This window comes from Metabacillus fastidiosus NBRC 101226 (genome assembly GCF_001591625.1).
In the GTDB taxonomy this organism is placed as follows: Bacteria; Bacillota; Bacilli; order Bacillales; family Bacillaceae; genus Metabacillus; species Metabacillus fastidiosus.
This window is the reverse complement of sequence record NZ_BCVG01000033.1, coordinates 15,824-33,354: the sequence shown is the minus strand read 5'-3', so window position 1 is coordinate 33,354 and position 17,531 is coordinate 15,824. Positions and strand designations below refer to the sequence as shown.

The following is a 17,531-nucleotide window of genomic DNA, read 5'->3' as shown; positions in this document are numbered from 1 at the left end:
CAGTTAGATCTCCCACTTCGCTTCCTCGAATTGCTGGAACTTTGAAATGGGGGTCTTACTGCCCGTTAATGCTGGGATAAAACTCTTCCCTAAGCAAAAAAGCATCCAGTTCTTTGGATACCCTTTCTTTCATAATTAATTAATGTCCAATATAAATCTACCTATCCTTCTAACCAGCCAAAAAAGGATTCTAAATGGCAGGAGAATTAATTCAGGTACCCAGTCCAGTACATCCAGCAGAAAATCCCCAAATGTATAACGATCACTGTTCTTCCTGTTCTTCCTGTTTTTCTGTCTTTTTTCTTTCTTCTCCCGCCACCATTCTTTCATTTATTCGCTCTCCTTATATATTCAAATAAAACTTTCTTTCTACAAAACTCAATATAAAACATGAATTTGATTTTCTTCTGATTCCTTCAATCATCATACCATTTTTTGTATTATAATAGCCTATTTCAAAAAATTCAAAATGCTAATTCTTACTTTTTCAAAAAACGATTGATCAATTACAGTATTTTAAATTTTATACTCTTATTGCCAATTTTATTATACAATAGGTATTATTACCTATTACTTAATTATTAATAGAAAGCGGTGTAAGAAGATGTTAAAAAGTTTGTTTCAAAGAATTTTATCTAAAAACTCTGCTAATGGAAGAGGAAGTACAGCTGTTATGATGCAGCCTCAAAAAATCTATCTTTTCGAACCGAATCAAGCAGAACTGGAAAATATATTGAACTCCCCTATGCCGGCAGGTAAAGCTCCCGGCTATGTTTATTTTGTACAAGAACATATGAATGGCAGTTTCAAAATAGGAAAAACAAAATATATTGAAAAAAGAATGAATGTTTTTGGTGTTAAATTACCTTTTGAACACAAACTTGTCTATCTTATTAAGACTGGAAATCATCATCAGACGGAGGCTTCATTTCATCGCCATTTCTCCGCTAAACGCTTGGAAGGTGAATGGTTCGCTCTTAATAAAGAAGATATTAATTGGATTAAAAAAGGAAACTACACATTTAAAATTAATCAATCTATCAAAGATAATGTAGGATTTAACAATTATGAGATCGATGATGATAGTATGCCCTTAACAATAAAACAGATTGAATATGCCAAATCGTTGATAAAGAGGCTTGAAAAAGACTATAAATTCATATCGGATTATTCATCACTCACACAAAAGGACTTGAACAGATTAAGCGGCTATTTTAGATATAAAAATATCGGTGCTATAAATAATCTCGTTAAAAAAGGTGTATTGAAATTAAAATGACCTCCTTAACAAAGAGAGATCCTCACTTATCGTGAGGACCTCTCTTTGTTAATTATACATTTCCACACTTTTAGCAGGAGAATATGTTATTTTATACTTACCGTCAAGCTCTTGCTTTGCCTTTTCGGCTAAGGCTGCCCCGGCTTGATTAAATTCCTCTTCTAATTGTATTGCACCGGGAAGTAATGTATCGTTTTCCCAATCAATCCATTCTCCGTACTGTACGATCCATGACGACAGCTCTTTTGCTAATTCATCTGAAATCGGTAAGCGCTCCATCTCAAGATTACAGTAGCATATATTACACCAGAACGGATCTGCACCTATATCTCCTTCTATTTTTAAATCATTTGTTTTCCCGCTCTCACAGCAACATTCCATTATATTCTCTCCATCCATTATTACTTTCTAAGTAATCCATATCCCCCGTGAACAAGGCGGACATCCGATACAGTAATAAGCGCCTTTTCCACTTTTTCTCTAATATCATGAATCACTTTATCTTTCATTTTTCTCTTCAAGTGAAGAATTAAAATATTTTTACTTGTGTCTCTTCCTTCTCCTTTTAAAATTGTAACTGCTACTTTTTGTTTCCGCAAATGTTCTGCCAGTTCAGGTCCGACGGTTTCTTCTACAATGACCTGGATCGTAATTAAACCAATCGGTAATTTTGTTTCAAGAATTAATCCAAAGTAGTTTCCGATCGCAAATCCGATTGCATATACAACCATTTTATAAGGGTCTTCGCTAATTCCAATAATAACGACGCTTACGACTTTCAGCCAAATAAGGACTTCTACAAACCCAATAAGTGATGCGTAGATTTTCTCTCCTTTTGAAATAAAGACAGTACGGATTGTCGCCAACGATACTTCAACAACTTTTGCCAACAAAATAATGAGATAACCAAGATAATCCAAATCCATAGGCATTTCCTCCAAACATCCTGCTAATTTGAGTATTTTCTAGTATCTTTTATCCTTTTTCCGTATATCTTTACCCTAAAGTTCTCGCTTTTTATCATAAATCTAGTTCTTCCACTTAATATTTAACAAAGTATAACTTAGAAAAGCGCTGTAAGAGGAAATCTTGTAAGATATCTGGTTATAAAATTATTATTTACTACCACTAGGCAAATGCTGTTAAATTTCAATACTGATAATTAGGTAAAAGGGAACATCTTTATTGTTGAAAATTCCCCTTTTTTAATGTTCCCAGCCAAACATCCCCGACATTCACCTTATAAAGAATGTCATCTCCATAACTGAGTTTGACCTTTTCAACTTTATAAGATTTATTTATTATTTCATTTACTTCATCTTTTGTTCTAGACTCTAATACTATATCTTCTTTTAATTCCTTTCCCCAATATATTTCAGCAGCAATATGAGATTCCCAATCAAATAAAGTTAATTTATCGGCTAATGATTCATATTTATGAATTGGAAATGTCTTTGTAACAAGGTTTTTATCAAACGTTTCATCATAAGTATTTATACGATCTCTGTAAGAGAAAACAATTTGCGAGTTTATAAAATTTGGTTCATATAGCCAGATCTTTAAATAAAAGTCTTCATTTCCCCCTGTCATTTTTTCATACCAGTTCATGTATACATTCAGCATTTCGTCTAATAGTAAACGGTTATACCAATTAGGAGGGTTTCTGCGAACTAAAGCATAAAAGGGATGAATCCACAGCTTTGCATAATCCCTTTCATACTCCCGAATATGATCCATATCTAAATCGATTACACTTTGTTTCCATCTCTCTATCTTTCTCTTATGTCTTTTCCAGCCTCGAATTTTCTTCTTTTTAGAATGATAAAACTCTTTCATCAACACACATCCTTTAACATTTACAGAAGCATTTCCATTTAAAATGTTTGTTTAAAACAAAAACTGTGACTATTAATCTATTCATCACAGTTAATCAGTTTCTTCTATTATTTATTATCTCCGATCCGTTTTCTCAGGCGGCAGAAGATACTTAGTAAAGTATGCTCCTAATATTAAGAAAACAATAGTCAGCCCCCAACTTATTATTCCTCTGAAATGGAACCAGTAAGCAAAAAGATTCGTAATCGCAATAAGTAAGAAACAGATAGGTGATAAACTGCTTTTTATCCCGGTTACTCCTGTCTCTTTTCTTTTCTTAATATGATAATAGATAGAAATAATAAGTGCGATTACAACAACAATTGACAGTATAGTATCAAGCAACCAACTCACCTCAACAGCTTTAAAATCTCCATTGCTGTTTCATCAAGTTCTTCCAGCTTTTCTCCATCTGTAGGTTCTTCCGCAAGCCTTATTAATTCTGCTTGAAATTGTTTTATGACAGAGAGCGGCAATTCTTTCATCAACACTTCTAAGCACCAGTACTTCCATATATCATCTTTTTCAGCTAAAATATCTTTTATAAGAGGGACAATTTCATTCGGGAATGTTAATAAAAGCTCGGCAATATCGTGTGCAATTGGCCAGTTCATATCCTGCATCCATTCTATTAGAAAGGGCAGCAGGGGTAAAATCTCTTTACTCTCTCTTCTTTTTAATTCATTTACCCTTTCGAAATCATGCTTATGCCTCGGCAAATAGCTTTCATATTTCTTCATTTGATCCGCTCAAAATCTTTGCTTAAACATGCTTGTTTCAGCCTTTTATGCTTTAAAAGATACCGAATATCAGCCGGGTTATCATAAGAAAGCTGGATATGGAAGTAGTTTATATACTCAAGGATGGCAAAAATATAAATAAACCCTGCAATGGACAATCCGCCTGATGGGAGTGAGGGATAATATGTAAAAAAGTCAATAAAAAAACTGACGGGTATAATTATAATAAGCCAAATGTTCCATCTCTTTAATTTTTCTAACCGCTGAACAATCTGGACAGGAGTAACAGAAATATTCTCTTTTCTTAGCCGGTTCCATTTTGAATACCAATACATACTCCCCTGTACTAAAAGAAACTCTAAAAGAAAAAACGAACACCAGAAAGAATAAAGGGAATATAATTTCAAAGAAGGATAAACCTTATTTAGCAGGAAGCTTAGGAAAATAAACATAATTACTGCAAAAGACTCACCTGTAAATAAATAATGAAATCTTTTTTCTAAATGTACTTTCAAGATAATTACCTCACTTATAATGCACTCTTTATTGCTGAGCTTTCAAACTTTTATTCTATTATTTTACATTTTAAAACAATGCATAAAAAAAGCCAACAGCATCCTGTTGACCTTATCATTATTTAATACTTTCTAACGCCTGTTTTACAGTAGCAAAAGAATCGCCTTCATAGTTGATTCCGCGCTGAACAATCGCCTGTGCCAATTCGGGGCGCAAGCCTGTCGTAATAAAATGGATACCCATTAAACCAATTGTGCTTCCTATTTGATGAAGATGTTGTGCCACTTCTTCATTAATGGTGAAAATACCTGAAAAGTCAGCAATGACGTGATCAACATTTAATTCTGCTATTTTCGGAATGACATGATCTATTATATGGCTTAACCGGTAACAGTTCATATCACCAACTAAAGGAAGGACGACAATACCGTCTTTAACAGGAACGATTGGCGCTGATAATTTCGCCAGCTCTTTTTGTGTTTCTTCTTTAAATTGATCAGAAAAACGTTCAAAAGCAAAAACAGTTTCATTTAAACTGACATCCAGCATATTATTTATTCTTTTAATAATAAACGCATTCTCTTCTATAGAAAGCTTAAGCTCTATACTAATACGTGTTAATATTTCAGTAAGGACATCTCTAGTCACCGGATAACGTACAACGATTTCTGAAATTTTTCCGTTATTTGTCATTTGCATAGCCGCATTCTGCTTGCTCCAATTAATAAGTTCATCTGGAACTGTATTTTCATCTCCATCTACCAATGATTTCCCAAAAAAACCAAAAAGCGCTGTATATAGAGATAGAGCTTGTTCCTTTTCCCACTCTGGAATATTCAGTTTCATCCTGAAAAGGACAGCTTCCACTACTTCTGTAGATAGATTCTCTGTATTGCCGCTAATATAATTAGAAAAGTTTTCAAATGACTGCATTCATACTCACACCTTTTTCTATACGGAGTTATTTTATTATAACTTAAAAGAATGGAAGTTTCATGGTCATTATGGCCCTTATCTTATTTTCATAGTTTCAACTATTCCATCTTGTGTTAATATGAAAGAATAGGAAAATTTTTAGGAGAGTTCAATGAAATATACAGGTAGATTATCTTTATTGTTAATTGTTGTTGCCTTTACCCTGTTTCAAATTTTTGTAACAAAGGACCCTTTAAACGAGCAGGCATTTGATACACTCATTTCCGCTATTATTGCATGGTTCGTTGGAAAGCAATACGATAAAATGCGATTTTATGCTGAAAAGGATTTCCTTACTGAACTTTACAATCGCAGATTCACAAACAAATTTTTTTCAAAGCTCAAAAAGAAAGCTGATAGCAATAAACTGACATTAGGGGTTTTCATGATTGATATTAACAATTTCAAGCAAACAAATGATAAATACGGTCATGAAACCGGAGATAAGGCATTAAAACTTCTTTCAGAGACTATCAGAAAAAACATAGAAAAATCGGATATCGCTATTAGATGGGGCGGAGATGAATTTATGATTTTAATCCCTGCTGTAACGCCAGAACTTGCTGATAAAATGATCACACAAATTAATAATGAATTTGTAATGTCCATTAATAAAGATTGGACGATAGACAGTGACTTTGGCTTATCAGCTGGCTTGGCAATGTATCCTGCTGATGGTGAAAACATTGGAGATTTATCTAATATCGCTGACAGAAGGATGTATACAATTAAATCAAATTCAAAAAACATAGATTAGGATACAGTAAGACCGTTCCTAATCTATGTTTTTTGTTTTATTTTTTAGTCTCCGCCACCCCCGCATCCACTGCCACAGCTGCTTCCGCACGAACTGTCATTACTTCCTGATGAACAGCTTCCACCAGCAGAGGAACTTGATTTCGAATCAGCAGGATCTAATGCCTGCATATGAAAATGAAAATCCTCAGGATCAGAGATAGAATAAAAAATCATTGCCTGTGTTAAATAAAGTGCTGATTCCGTATAATTTCTAACACGCTTAAATCCATTCGGGAAATTTTCTTTATTAGTGGAATAAGCAATTTGCTTTTTCAACCTTTCAATAAGAGCAAATACAAGATCTTCATTTGCATTATCCCTGAAATACTTTTTCTTTAGCTCTTCAGAGGATTTCTCCTGTAATTCTTCCATTAAATCCGTATCGAGCGGATTTTTAAAAAATCGTCCCCAAGCAATTGAAGAAAAGTCAGTCATTTGAAAAAGTTCACTGTAAACAAGATCAAACCAAGCTCGTCCATGCGGATCCGGCTCTACTTTATCAGCCGGACTATGATGAAGAAACTCCCCGCAAAACTGATGAGAAAAATCATCATATTCCCTCGTAAACATTATCATCGTATGCCATACTTCATCAACATCTTCACTAAACATAGGTACATTTTTTAAGAGCGAGCACATAATAAAAAAGCGCTGTAATTCCATAAACAGCAAATCATACTCTTTTTCACTCACATGTGGATTATCTTGCAGAAAACGGGCTTTTATTCTCTCTGAAAATGTTTGGCTGATCGCCTTTTCTAAAGAATAGACAGCCCCTTCAAGAGGAAGTTCTTCCTTCACTCCTAACATCTTAGGAACCACAGTGTTATGAATAACTCTTTTTCTCACATTGCCAGGTGCCTTTACAATGACACTAATACCTATAAATACAAAAATAATTAATATTATTACAATAAAATAATACATTTCTTTTTCTCTCCTTTCACAAATTCTACCCCTCCTTTACAAATATTCTTTTAAAAATAAAAAATCCCTCTAATAAAAAAGCTATCCTGCATGGCAGAATAGCTCCTTGTCTTCTATTAATCATCATTTCCCGTCTCTAACTTCATAGTCCGCTTCTGCATATGCTGTAACAGAACCGTCTTTCGGATCATCATTATCGAATTGAACAACCGACACTGTATGTATTCCCTGTTTCAGCATTGCTTCTTCCAAATCTACAGATGTTTGAGCCGATTCTCCAAATTGCTCCTTACGAACATAAGTTTTATCGACATAAACAAAGGATTGCTTGCTTTTATCGAAATTTTCAAGGTCCATTCCAATTTGAATAATGGCATCTTCTTTTGACACATACAGTATTGGTACTTTTCCATCTTCCGACGTACTATTAACAGTATTTAAAGTTATTTTGCTAGTTCCTCCAGCAGGCGTATCATTTGGAAATGGATACATTTCTTTTGTCCGGTCTTCCTTTGCTTCTTCTGTTACTCCACTTTCGACAGTACCGTCATGTCCTTCGTTCGTGCTACAGCCAGACGCAATTATAAAAATAAATGAGAAAACAATCATCATCCATGTTTTAGTAAAATGATTCAACGGGATTCCTCCTTTATATTTCTTTTTTCCATTCACATAAAAGAAAGTTAAAGTTAGAATTCCCAATACAGTTGGAAAATATGTTGAAATACAGTTAAGAACGTTAATCTTTCACACTCTGTTTAAAGCTGTCATAATCCGTTTTAATATAATGAAATAACTTTCCATCCCCGCCGCCGTCCGGATGACTCAGTTTTAGTAATTGTTTATAGACAGCCTGTATTTCTTTTTCACTGACCATTTTTGATAAACCCAGTTTTCTTTTATAATCATTTAATGAATGATTAAACACAGCTTTACTGTTTTCCTTAGAGAATTTTCCATTTAACTTATTACGCAGTTCAACATTTTCTTTTGATAATCTGTTTCTGTCGTCATGTAAATATGTGTTCTCTTTTTTTAATATAGCAATTTCCTTGTTCAATTCTTCGCGCTGCTGAATTAATATTTCTGTTGTATTTTTGTGAAGCTCCTCAATTCCTTTTATTTGATCATCTTTTAATTTTATTTCTATTTTTAATTGCTTGATAATTTCGGTCTTATTCTGCTCCATCCGATATTCGTCAAGTAGTTCTAAAGCTGTATGGCTAATAGGATATTTAGCTTTTTTAACTCCTTTTCCCCCTTCATATTTAATTTTCCCTTCACGGAGCCACTGTCTGACAATTTGAATACTTTCAGCTTCCGTTATTCCCGATTCCCTTAACATATGAAATGCTTCGTCTGTGTTCAAAATAGCTCACCCTTCTCTATTTCATCTATATAAATAGTTAAGAAGTGAGCATCATTTTTTGTACTTCTTCTTAAAATGAAAATAAATATTTAATTTTTGTAAAATTATTGACATATATAAAAATAAAAAGGATAGCCTTTAACGGCTATCCCAATCATATTAAGATTCTGGTTCAAATGTGTTACAATCCGTTTCTTCACTTTTAGAGGCCTCTCTTCCTTTATGACTGACTACATAAATCGTATCTGCAGTACATTTGTTTCCATCGCCCCAATAAGTACAGTTACTTACCTCGCAAAGAACATGTTGAGTCATAAATATCAATCCTCCTCTTTTTTATCATTCGGGTATTTAAAGTGAATGATATTATTTCTATACCCTGTCTGAAAAAATTAAAACATCGTGAAAGTCTTTTATGCGATCTTGCTTTCCCCTCTTTTAATGGAAATAAATATTAAGTAATAGAATAGAAAAAAACGCTATAACTAAAAAATATAGCGTTTTTTCATTTCTTTCCTCTATAAATTATTCCTTCACAAACTCCCTCGTACTTCTCACCGTATCAATCGGTCTCACCAATTTCTCGATTTCTTCTCTTTTTGGTTCTAAAAATGGTGGCAGCGATAATTTTTCTCCGAGTGTTTCATAAGGTTCATCACCCATGAAGCCAGGGCCGTCTGTTGCAAATTCGAATAAAATTTGTGGTGCCATTCTTGTGTATAATGATTTGAAAAAGAAACGATCTACATATCCGGAAGTACGGAATCCGAAGCTTTGCACCTGATTATCCCATGCATCTAAAGCTTTCCGATCTTCTACACGGAATGCCACATGGTGAACAGTACCAAAGCCCTGTCTCGCATTAGGAAGATCCGTATTATGCTCTGCAATCACTTGAGCCCCGTTTCCGCCTTCTCCTGTTTCAAATAAATGGAATGATTCTTCCTGTCCAATTTCTTTAAATAATAACACTTTTTCCATCATTTCTTTAAAGTAATCAAAATCAACAATACGGATAAAAATTGGTCCTAAACCAGTGATCGCATATTCAATCGGGATTGGTCCCTTCTCCCACGGTGTACCAGAAGCAACACCTTCATTATGTTCATCTGAAATTAACTGATATTGCTGATCATCAAAATCAACGAAAGAAAGTGTCTTTTTGCCGAACTGCTCCTGTATTCCTGTATGCTTTACTTCTAAACGATCGAAGCGGTTTACCCAATAATCAAGTGCTTTATCACTTGGCACACGGAAAGATGTCTTTGAAATTTCATTCGTGCCATGCACTCCCTTTGGAATATTAGGAAAATCAAAAAATGTCATATCTGTACCCGGGCTGCCTTTATCATCCGCGAAGAATAAATGATATGTTTGGATATCATCCTGATTGACAGTCTTCTTTACTAAACGCATTCCTAACACATAAGTAAAAAATTTATAATTTTCCTCCGCACTGCTCGTAATAGCTGTTACATGATGTATTCCTTTTAACTGATCCATTGTATTCCTCCTAATATAAAATATTCTATATTATACTTTTCCCTTTACTCTGAATAGATTACTCTTTTTCTATCAATCATTTTACTTTTAATTAAAATATCTTTATTTCGAGATAAATATACCACCGATCCAATTAGCTGTCAATAATGATCTTTTCACTTATTAGAAAATAAAACAGCCTTTGCTTTTACTTAACAAAGGCTGTAACTCTATTGCACCATTCGTTTCTTTAGCTGAGCAACACGCTCTCTCAAAGCTTTTCCTAATGCTATATTGTTTATATTCTACGGTACAAGTCTCTTTTTTATTAGAATACTTACATCTAAACCATAAAGAAAAAGAATCAAAAAAATGATATCACTTTCGTTTGTTTTTCAATGAGATCTTTTAATTCATTGTATTTATTCCTGCTAAGAGGAAGAATTTTTTCATCGTTTGTTAATTGAATAGAATAGGATCTCGTAAAAGAGTCAGGATAAATTGCTTTAATTTTTTGAACCGGGACTAAAAATGACTGGTGGGAGCGAAAGAAGCCGAAATCGGAAAAAACTGCTTCAAGATTCTGCATCGTTTCGTTCGAATGAAAAATTTCATTATTATGGCAGACAACTGAGATTTTTCTCCCTTGCTTCTCGATATATAAAATGTCATTAACATTAATAATTTGAATTCCGCCGGCGATTTTTATTCCTATCTTCTTCCCTTTTGCTGCAATTCTAGAAGACATCACTTCCCTCACTCTGGTTAATGATTTTTCCAATCGCAATATATTAATAGGTTTCGTTAAAAAATCAATTGGATGTGCTTCATATCCTTCAATCGCAAAGCCCGGATGCCCTGTTACGAAAATAATTAAAATTTGCGGGTATGCAGTTTGAAGATGCTTTGCAAATTCCAAACCGCTAATTCCATCCATTTCAATATCTAAAAAGAGTAAGTCAGCTTCATTTTCTCTTAAAAACCTGATTGCCGCTTCCGCACTATTGCATTCACCGACAATGTTTATAAAGGAAAATGAGGATAAATTCATCTTTAAAGTATCAATACAACTTTGATCATCATCCACTAGTAACACTTTTATACTCAAGGCTATCCACCACCTGCTCGCTTATTTTGCATTATTAATCAGTTACCGGTATCCGGACAATGAAGCTTATATGCCCTTTTTCCATTTGAGGATAAATAATCCCTTTATATTTCATCACGATTTTTTGAACAGTCGGTAATCCCAATCCTTCATGCGTAGATTTAGTTGTATAGCCGATTTGAAAAATATCTTTTAAGAAATTTTCATCCAAATTTGTTGGATTTGAAACAGTTAGTACTATGTATCCTTTTTCATTCGTAATATTCACTTCAATGACAGAATCGATAAACTGATTTCCTTCTGTTTCTTCCATTGCGTTTTGAATCAGATTCCCTAATATTTTATTCATTTCATAAACAGAACATGGCATCGTTCTTAAATCATTGTAAATATAAAAATCCAGCTGGATTCTTTTTTGTGAAGCTAACTCTTGAAATGTGCTTAACATTGCCCCTACGGCAGGATGACCAAGTGGCAACAGGTCATTAATTGATCTCGCTTCATTCACCATATAATCCACATATTCTTTACAAGAGGCGTACTTGCCATTATGAACTAATCCGTAAATTGTATTTAAATGAAGATTAAAATCATGGCGCTGTGAGCGGATAATATTATAAAAAGAGAGTAAATCTTTCTGGTATTGTTTATCTAGAAGAAACTGCATTTTTTCGTTTTTGTACAAAATAACGGCTCTTAAGAAAAAGAGCAGGGACAGACAAATAATAATACTCCAAATTGTTAAAAAAATCCTAAATTCCATTTGTATAAACGACAGCTGGGCAGCAATAAAATACAGTCCAATATTTAAAATAATTAATAGAAAGACAAGAAAATAAAGATAAAAATGATAGGAGATATCTAAATCATTCACTTGCTTTTCAAACAATGATTCTGGAAATAAGACTGGGGCTTTATTATAAATAATTAATGCTATTAATATATTATTTAAAGCAAGAAAAATATCTAAAGAGAACTGAATGCCGAAATCAATATTTATCTTGCTGCTTATTAACAGAATATCGAAAAAATTATGTTCAATTAACCGAATGAAAATTAAATCAAATGTTAACGCAAGAAGAATAGCTGTAACAGTTTGGAAAAATGAAATATTTAAACGAATGAGAATACTAGGAATTATAACTAAAAAAATACCGAAAAATAAAAGATATGAATCAATAATTACATAACTAACATAACTTATAAAACCTATAAAAATACTCAAATATAGAACCTTTTTAAAAACCTTAGCTAATTCAACCCCGGCTAAGGAAAAACCAAGCAACAAAGCTGTATTAATTTCGATTATCCATATGATGATCGAATAATGTGAAGCGAAAAGATTCCACCCCATCTCATCACCCTTATTATATATGAATCTTTTAAATGAACAATTCATCATTTTTATATATTATACATGATGCGTACCACCCCTTCAATCATCTTAAAATAATAGATTATTATTTAATAAAAAAATGCATACCGATATAAATCTCCGGTACACATAATAACTAAACTATCCTTCTTAATCAGCTCAGAGCACTCACTAATTTTTGATTTTTTTCAAATTGGATTTCTACTAAATTACGGTATAAGCTGTTCTTTTTATACAGTTCACTATGCTGGCCGATTCCACTCACTTTTCCTGCATCGATCACTACTATCTGATCAGCCTCTTTCACTGTATTAATATCGTGAGCAATAACAATTGTTGTGCGCCCTTTCATCAATTTTTTCAGCGCTTCTTTTATCGCATGTTCTGAACGGGCATCGATATTAGATGTAGCTTCATCAAGCAGTAAATATTGAGGATTTTTTATAAATGCCCGTGCGATGGCAATCCTCTGGCGCTGTCCTCCGGAAAGTTTGGAGCCGAATTCTCCAACTTCTGTGTTAAATCCATCTGGAAACTCTTCTATAAAATCAAGTGCATCAGCCATTTCCGCCGCATATCTTACTTCTTCATCAGTCACATCATAATCTACTCCATATGTTATATTTTCTCTAATTGTGCCTGATAAAAGCTGACTGCTTTGAGAAACATAGGAAAATGATGCCCGCCATTCATTTAAATGTATTTTCTCAATCGATCTGTCTCCAAGTAAAATATGCCCGACATTCGGCTCGTAAAAGCGCTCTAGTAAATTAAAAATAGTCGTTTTCCCACCGCCGCTTGGTCCGACAATTGCAGTTAATTTTCCATTTGGAATTGTAAAATCAATATTTTTAAGCACATTTTTATCTTCATAGCTGAAGGTAACATTTTGCAGCTTTATATCACCATTCGATTGATTAAGTGCTGAAACAAAACTTTCCTCGCGTTTGACCAATTCACTTTTCGAATCCAAAATAGCGGAAATTCTTTCAGAAGCTCCTTTTGCCGCCTTTATACCTTGCCAGAATAAACCATACTGAAGTACATTACTATAAGTAAAACCAATATACATATAGAATGCCACTACTTCACTTACTTTTATTTCCCCTTTATTCGCTAAAATCCCTCCGTAAATAAGTATAATCCCAAGAATAATAGCATGAACGCTTTGCATGAGCGGTTCGGCATAAAGATCAACGAATGCTCTTTTTCGATCTGCTGTATACTGCTGCTGAATCATTTGGTCCCCAAGCTCTGACTCCTTCTTTTCCTTTCCAAACGCTTTGATTAAACGGATTTTTGGAAGTCTTTCAGCAAAATAAGCGTTAAGCCCAGAGTATTTTGTTTGTACGCCATTCTGTGTTTTTTGCGTAAAATGTCCGACAACAGCTGACACAATTAACATATAAGGGATAACTGGGAGCAGTGCCAATGTCAGCTTTGCATTCATCCCATACATAATAAGAAGAGATCCTATAAAGCCATAAGTTGAATTTATAACTGTTTTGAACTGAGATATGACACCATCTATAAACTTTCCATCAGATGTTACTCTTGTGATCAGCTGTAATGACGGCTTTTTGATGAAAACGGACATTGGTATTTTAATAAATTTTGTCCAAATTGTTTTTTGAATACTGCGCAATGTCTTCGGTGCGGTAATAGCAAAAAAGAAAGCGGAAGTACTTACAATAATTGCTGATACTATCGACCACCCGACATAGGACATAATCAGTTTATTATCAAATATCTGTCCCTCCATTATTTGCTGTGCAACGAGCGGCAGTCCTAATGCAATCGTCGTTGAAACAATCATTGCAACGAGACCTAAAATATAGTAACCCCATGGTAATTTCGATTTGAATATAAGCTGAAAAAACTCTTTCCATCCGTGTTTCCTAGCTTCAGGCATGCAGTTCCCTCCTATTAAAATTAAAATGACTAAAACTAACTCGCTGAAGATTCAACATGAAGTTTAACGAATAATTTGTATAAAGTATTTATTTCCACTAACTCTTCATGTGTGCCAACTCCGTCAATTTTCCCTTCATCGATAAGAATGATCTGGTCAGCATCTTGTATTGTTGATAAATCATGAGCAATAATAACCACTGTTCTTCCATCTATTAAACGGTTAATTGCATCTTGGACAGCTTTCTCTGATCGGCTATCCAGACTTGAAGTCGGTTCATCGAGCAATAAAAACTGTGAATCTCTTAAAAGTGCTCTTGCAATAGCAATTCGCTGACGCTGTCCTCCAGACAGCTTTGCCCCGCTTTCGCCTACTTCTGTCTCAAATCCATCAGGAAGCTCTTCAATAAACTGTAAAGCACTCGCTGCTTCAGCGGCTTCAATTATTTCTTTCTCACTTACATCCCTTTTCACTCCGTAAATAATATTTTCCCGAATCGTCCCGGACAACAACAGGCTGTCTTGTGCTACGTAACTGTATGCATTTCTCCAATCTTCTAAATTATATTGTTCAATTGGAGTACTTCCGAGCAGAATTTCCCCTCTGCCTGGAGAATAGAATCGTTGAATAAGAGACATGATCGTTGATTTCCCCCCGCCGCTTGCCCCGACAATTGCAGTCACTTTACCATGCGGAATTGTAACAGTAATATCTTCTAGTACATGGGTGTCGCCATAGCTGAAAGACACTTCTTCAAAAATGAGATCATCATCTATTTTTGTTAATGGTTTTCCTTGTTCATAGTCTTCCAGAGGGCTGTCAACGAGAGCAGCAATTCTCGAAGTAGCACCTTGGCTTACTTTCAATTGAATATACATTCTGTTGTAGCTTTCTAACTCTACCCAAAGGAATGCTACATACATATTAAAAGCGATCCAAACATCAATTGTAATGTCTCCTTTGGAAACAAAATAGATTCCTAAAACGATGACTAAAATCGTTTGAATCAAATTCATAAATACTACTAAAGGTGTTTCAATCCAATTAATAATTGCTCTTCTCATGGAAGCTTTATAATAGCTTTGAATATTAGCTTCTCCTCTTTGTTCTTCTTTTTTCTCTGTAACAAATGATTTAATAAGCGGGATACTTACTAATAGTTCTGATAAAAACTGCGTCAATTTCGCAAGGCGATCATAGGCGATCTTATTGGCGCGGTAATTCCACTTCCCGTATACAATCATTGTAATGACATAAATCGGTGCAAAAATTAATACACTTAGTCCGAGCTTCCAATCATAAGAAAATAAAATAGCAATTGTCCCTGCTGTTGCATAAACAGTTGATATAGCGGAAGGGAACAAACTGCCAAGCACCTGGCTTATTTGGGCCGTATCAGTTGCTGTTCGGCTGACCATTTCACTCGGTTTAACTTCATCGTACAAATGAAGCGGTGAACGCATTAATCGTTTCCAAATTAAACTCCTGTAGCTGACATCGATCTTATAAATGACAATTTTATTAATATATCGTACAAATCCGGACATAACTGTCTGTAAAACGATAATTCCCACTGCTGTGTAAACAACTGTTTTCGATATATCTCCAGCCATAATTTTCTGTGTATATTGAGGAAACAGTAAAGATAATGTTGATTGCCCTATTAAAGCAGCCGTTATAATAATAAGCCAGACCCACGGTACTTTCGCTTTAAAAACGAGTCTAAAATATGCTTTCCAAATTTCTTTTCTGGCCTTTTTTTTCTCATTTTTCATCATGAAAGCATCCTCTCTAGAATACTATTTTTCTTATTATTCAGAATATTTGTTATAGATTTCCTGAAATTGATAGAGCATTCACTTTAATGGAAGGAGAAGAGATTGTTCCCCTAATTTGCAAATCATTAGCAACTCTATCAATATTATTTAATAGTTCAAAAAAGTTTCCCGAAACCACTATTTGATTAACCGACCTGATAATCTTCCCGTTCTGAATTAAAAATCCGATTGCAGAAAGAGAGAAATCTCCTGAAATTCCATTAATACCTGAGTTTAATCCTCCAAGCTCTACAATCATTATCCCCTCTTCCACTGTTGCAATGAGATCTTTCAACGAAGCTTTCCCAGGTTGAAGATACAAATTAAACGGTCCTATAGATATAGTTGAACGGTAACTGGATTTCCTTGCATTTCCTGTAGACTCTATTTTGTCTGTCAGAGCTGTCTGTCGATTATGAAGAAACGTAAGCAATTTTCCATTTTCAATTATTTTTTTCCTCTTAGTTGCATATCCTTCCGAATCGAACGTTGCATAACCTGGTGCTTCGTCCATTAACGGATCATCTATAAACGTTATATTATCGCCCGCTACCTGTTTATTGATTTTATCCTTAAATTTTGAATATCCCTTTTGTACAGCTTCCGCACTGAAAAGACCTGTGTAGGATGCCAGCAATTCGGCTGCTGCATCGAATCGGAAGATAACAGGATAAACAGCGGTTTCTATTGATCTTGCCCCTAATTTAGAAACTGCTTCATAGACTGCTCTTTTTGCTATTTTATTAAAATTTAGTTTAGAAAAATCAGTACTGGTAAAATCAGATTCTCCGCCTGTTGCCGTCTGTTCTCCATCATTTGCTAACACAGACAGATTCGCTGATATAAAAGCAGTTTTTTTATAGCAATTAAGACCTTTCGTATTTACAATCATTACTTCACTTTCACTTTTGCTTACTCCGCAATATGGAACAGACTGTACTCTATCGTCAGCAGTAAACGCAGCTTTCTCCATATTCATCGCAAATTCAATTAATAGATCCGGATCAATATTCCCAAGAGCTTCCGGGAAATCTCTTTCTTTCTCGTAAAAAGCAGAACCTTCAAAAAGACTCTCTTCCCCTTTCTTTTCAAGAATTCCCGCATTATTAGAAGCTTCCTCCAACAAAAGGCTGATAGATTCCTTCTCTATTTTTTCTGCATAGGAATATCCCATTTTCCCATCGAAAAGTCCTCTAAAAGATATCCCTCCCTGTTCAGCAATATAGTATTCATCTATTTCACCATTAAAAACTTTAATAGCAGTGGCTTTACTAAAAGAATAGTAAACTTCTATTTCAGAAAAGCCGGTTTCCAATCCTTTTTGGAAGAGCTCGATTTGAAATTCTTTTATATCCATC

20 protein-coding genes are annotated in these 17,531 nt (G+C 34.3%); 2 read left to right on the top strand and 18 right to left on the bottom strand.

The annotated features are described in order from the left end of the window. Window positions 1-135 precede the first annotated feature (135 nt). Complete coding sequence (locus BFA01S_RS10270; RefSeq protein WP_066229460.1) at window positions 136-330, bottom strand: hypothetical protein; 195 nt, start codon at window positions 328-330, stop codon at window positions 136-138. A 286-nt stretch (window positions 331-616) separates the two neighbouring features. On the opposite strand from BFA01S_RS10270, the gene BFA01S_RS10265 reads away from it, so the two are divergent. Further along, entirely contained in the window at window positions 617-1,279 is a 663-nt protein-coding gene (locus BFA01S_RS10265) for a GIY-YIG nuclease family protein (RefSeq protein WP_235843009.1), read from the top strand. Window positions 1,280-1,327: 48 nt separating this feature from the next. On the opposite strand, the gene BFA01S_RS10260 is transcribed toward BFA01S_RS10265, so the two are convergent. The 7 genes from BFA01S_RS10260 to BFA01S_RS10230 all read right to left on the bottom strand — a co-directional run bounded on the left by BFA01S_RS10260 (window position 1,328) and on the right by BFA01S_RS10230 (window position 5,343). Next, window positions 1,328-1,660 (bottom strand): hypothetical protein, encoded by a 333-nt coding sequence (locus BFA01S_RS10260; protein WP_066229454.1) that lies wholly within the window; start codon window positions 1,658-1,660, stop codon window positions 1,328-1,330. Between the two features lie 20 nt (window positions 1,661-1,680). Beyond that, complete coding sequence (locus tag BFA01S_RS10255; protein WP_066229450.1) at window positions 1,681-2,205, bottom strand: DUF2179 domain-containing protein; 525 nt, start codon at window positions 2,203-2,205, stop codon at window positions 1,681-1,683. A gap of 256 nt (window positions 2,206-2,461) precedes the next feature. Continuing rightward, window positions 2,462-3,115, bottom strand: a complete 654-nt coding sequence (locus BFA01S_RS10250; protein WP_066229447.1) for a hypothetical protein — start codon at window positions 3,113-3,115, stop codon at window positions 2,462-2,464. A gap of 114 nt (window positions 3,116-3,229) precedes the next feature. Beyond that, window positions 3,230-3,499 (bottom strand): hypothetical protein, encoded by a 270-nt coding sequence (locus tag BFA01S_RS10245; protein ID WP_066229445.1) that lies wholly within the window; start codon window positions 3,497-3,499, stop codon window positions 3,230-3,232. A gap of 5 nt (window positions 3,500-3,504) precedes the next feature. Then, window positions 3,505-3,894 carry a DUF5071 domain-containing protein gene (locus BFA01S_RS10240; RefSeq protein WP_066229439.1) on the bottom strand — a complete coding sequence of 130 codons (390 nt, stop codon included), beginning with the start codon at window positions 3,892-3,894 and terminating at the stop codon, window positions 3,505-3,507. Then, a complete protein-coding gene (locus tag BFA01S_RS10235) occupies window positions 3,891-4,409 on the bottom strand; it encodes a general stress protein (protein ID WP_066229436.1) in 519 nt (172 codons plus the stop codon). The genes BFA01S_RS10240 and BFA01S_RS10235 overlap by 4 nt, the downstream gene beginning before the upstream one ends. A 118-nt stretch (window positions 4,410-4,527) precedes the next feature. Then, the gene (locus BFA01S_RS10230) at window positions 4,528-5,343 is read right to left on the bottom strand and encodes an STAS domain-containing protein (protein WP_066229433.1); all 816 of its coding nucleotides are present in this window, start codon (window positions 5,341-5,343) and stop codon (window positions 4,528-4,530) included. Window positions 5,344-5,497: 154 nt separating this feature from the next. Between BFA01S_RS10230 and BFA01S_RS10225 the strand changes: the two genes are divergently transcribed. After that, window positions 5,498-6,142 carry a GGDEF domain-containing protein gene (locus BFA01S_RS10225; RefSeq protein WP_066229430.1) on the top strand — a complete coding sequence of 215 codons (645 nt, stop codon included), beginning with the start codon at window positions 5,498-5,500 and terminating at the stop codon, window positions 6,140-6,142. A gap of 44 nt (window positions 6,143-6,186) precedes the next feature. On the opposite strand, the gene BFA01S_RS10220 is transcribed toward BFA01S_RS10225, so the two are convergent. From BFA01S_RS10220 to BFA01S_RS10180, 10 genes are all read right to left on the bottom strand, one after another. Continuing rightward, the gene (locus tag BFA01S_RS10220) at window positions 6,187-7,110 is read right to left on the bottom strand and encodes a glycine-rich domain-containing protein (protein ID WP_066229426.1); all 924 of its coding nucleotides are present in this window, start codon (window positions 7,108-7,110) and stop codon (window positions 6,187-6,189) included. Window positions 7,111-7,233: 123 nt separating this feature from the next. Continuing rightward, entirely contained in the window at window positions 7,234-7,746 is a 513-nt protein-coding gene (locus BFA01S_RS10215; RefSeq protein ID WP_066229423.1) for a hypothetical protein, read from the bottom strand. A gap of 103 nt (window positions 7,747-7,849) precedes the next feature. Further along, window positions 7,850-8,479 (bottom strand): hypothetical protein, encoded by a 630-nt coding sequence (locus BFA01S_RS10210; protein WP_066229419.1) that lies wholly within the window; start codon window positions 8,477-8,479, stop codon window positions 7,850-7,852. A gap of 159 nt (window positions 8,480-8,638) precedes the next feature. Then, entirely contained in the window at window positions 8,639-8,794 is a 156-nt protein-coding gene (locus BFA01S_RS21895) for a DUF1540 domain-containing protein (protein WP_082799951.1), read from the bottom strand. Window positions 8,795-9,004: 210 nt separating this feature from the next. Beyond that, complete coding sequence (locus BFA01S_RS10205; RefSeq protein WP_066229417.1) at window positions 9,005-9,982, bottom strand: ring-cleaving dioxygenase; 978 nt, start codon at window positions 9,980-9,982, stop codon at window positions 9,005-9,007. A gap of 343 nt (window positions 9,983-10,325) precedes the next feature. Continuing rightward, entirely contained in the window at window positions 10,326-11,069 is a 744-nt protein-coding gene (locus tag BFA01S_RS10200; protein ID WP_066229416.1) for a LytR/AlgR family response regulator transcription factor, read from the bottom strand. Between the two features lie 34 nt (window positions 11,070-11,103). Beyond that, complete coding sequence (locus BFA01S_RS10195) at window positions 11,104-12,423, bottom strand: sensor histidine kinase (protein ID WP_066229414.1); 1,320 nt, start codon at window positions 12,421-12,423, stop codon at window positions 11,104-11,106. A 175-nt stretch (window positions 12,424-12,598) separates the two neighbouring features. Next, window positions 12,599-14,356: an ABC transporter ATP-binding protein gene (locus tag BFA01S_RS10190; protein ID WP_066229412.1), complete on the bottom strand. Its 1,758-nt coding sequence runs from the start codon at window positions 14,354-14,356 to the stop codon at window positions 12,599-12,601. A gap of 35 nt (window positions 14,357-14,391) precedes the next feature. Then, the gene (locus BFA01S_RS10185; protein ID WP_169800460.1) at window positions 14,392-16,131 is read right to left on the bottom strand and encodes an ABC transporter ATP-binding protein; all 1,740 of its coding nucleotides are present in this window, start codon (window positions 16,129-16,131) and stop codon (window positions 14,392-14,394) included. A gap of 52 nt (window positions 16,132-16,183) precedes the next feature. Continuing rightward, window positions 16,184-17,530: a TldD/PmbA family protein gene (locus tag BFA01S_RS10180; protein WP_066229407.1), complete on the bottom strand. Its 1,347-nt coding sequence runs from the start codon at window positions 17,528-17,530 to the stop codon at window positions 16,184-16,186. Window position 17,531 lies beyond the last annotated feature (1 nt).

What these genes read in the sequence shown, in the direction of transcription:
- BFA01S_RS10270 (WP_066229460.1), bottom strand. Translation starts at nt 330, where the DNA reads ATGAAAGAATGGTGGCGGGAGAAGAAAGAAAAAAGACAGAAAAACAGG.
- BFA01S_RS10260 (WP_066229454.1), bottom strand. Translation starts at nt 1,660, where the DNA reads ATGGAATGTTGCTGTGAGAGCGGGAAAACAAATGATTTAAAAATAGAA.
- BFA01S_RS10255 (WP_066229450.1), bottom strand. Translation starts at nt 2,205, where the DNA reads ATGGATTTGGATTATCTTGGTTATCTCATTATTTTGTTGGCAAAAGTT.
- BFA01S_RS10250 (WP_066229447.1), bottom strand. Translation starts at nt 3,115, where the DNA reads ATGAAAGAGTTTTATCATTCTAAAAAGAAGAAAATTCGAGGCTGGAAA.
- BFA01S_RS10240 (WP_066229439.1), bottom strand. Translation starts at nt 3,894, where the DNA reads ATGAAGAAATATGAAAGCTATTTGCCGAGGCATAAGCATGATTTCGAA.
- BFA01S_RS10230 (WP_066229433.1), bottom strand. Translation starts at nt 5,343, where the DNA reads ATGCAGTCATTTGAAAACTTTTCTAATTATATTAGCGGCAATACAGAG.
- BFA01S_RS10225 (WP_066229430.1), top strand. Translation starts at nt 5,498, where the DNA reads ATGAAATATACAGGTAGATTATCTTTATTGTTAATTGTTGTTGCCTTT.
- BFA01S_RS10220 (WP_066229426.1), bottom strand. Translation starts at nt 7,110, where the DNA reads ATGTATTATTTTATTGTAATAATATTAATTATTTTTGTATTTATAGGT.
- BFA01S_RS21895 (WP_082799951.1), bottom strand. Translation starts at nt 8,794, where the DNA reads ATGACTCAACATGTTCTTTGCGAGGTAAGTAACTGTACTTATTGGGGC.
- BFA01S_RS10205 (WP_066229417.1), bottom strand. Translation starts at nt 9,982, where the DNA reads ATGGATCAGTTAAAAGGAATACATCATGTAACAGCTATTACGAGCAGT.
- BFA01S_RS10195 (WP_066229414.1), bottom strand. Translation starts at nt 12,423, where the DNA reads ATGGGGTGGAATCTTTTCGCTTCACATTATTCGATCATCATATGGATA.
- BFA01S_RS10190 (WP_066229412.1), bottom strand. Translation starts at nt 14,356, where the DNA reads ATGCCTGAAGCTAGGAAACACGGATGGAAAGAGTTTTTTCAGCTTATA.
- BFA01S_RS10185 (WP_169800460.1), bottom strand. Translation starts at nt 16,131, where the DNA reads ATGAAAAATGAGAAAAAAAAGGCCAGAAAAGAAATTTGGAAAGCATAT.
- BFA01S_RS10180 (WP_066229407.1), bottom strand. Translation starts at nt 17,530, where the DNA reads ATGGATATAAAAGAATTTCAAATCGAGCTCTTCCAAAAAGGATTGGAA.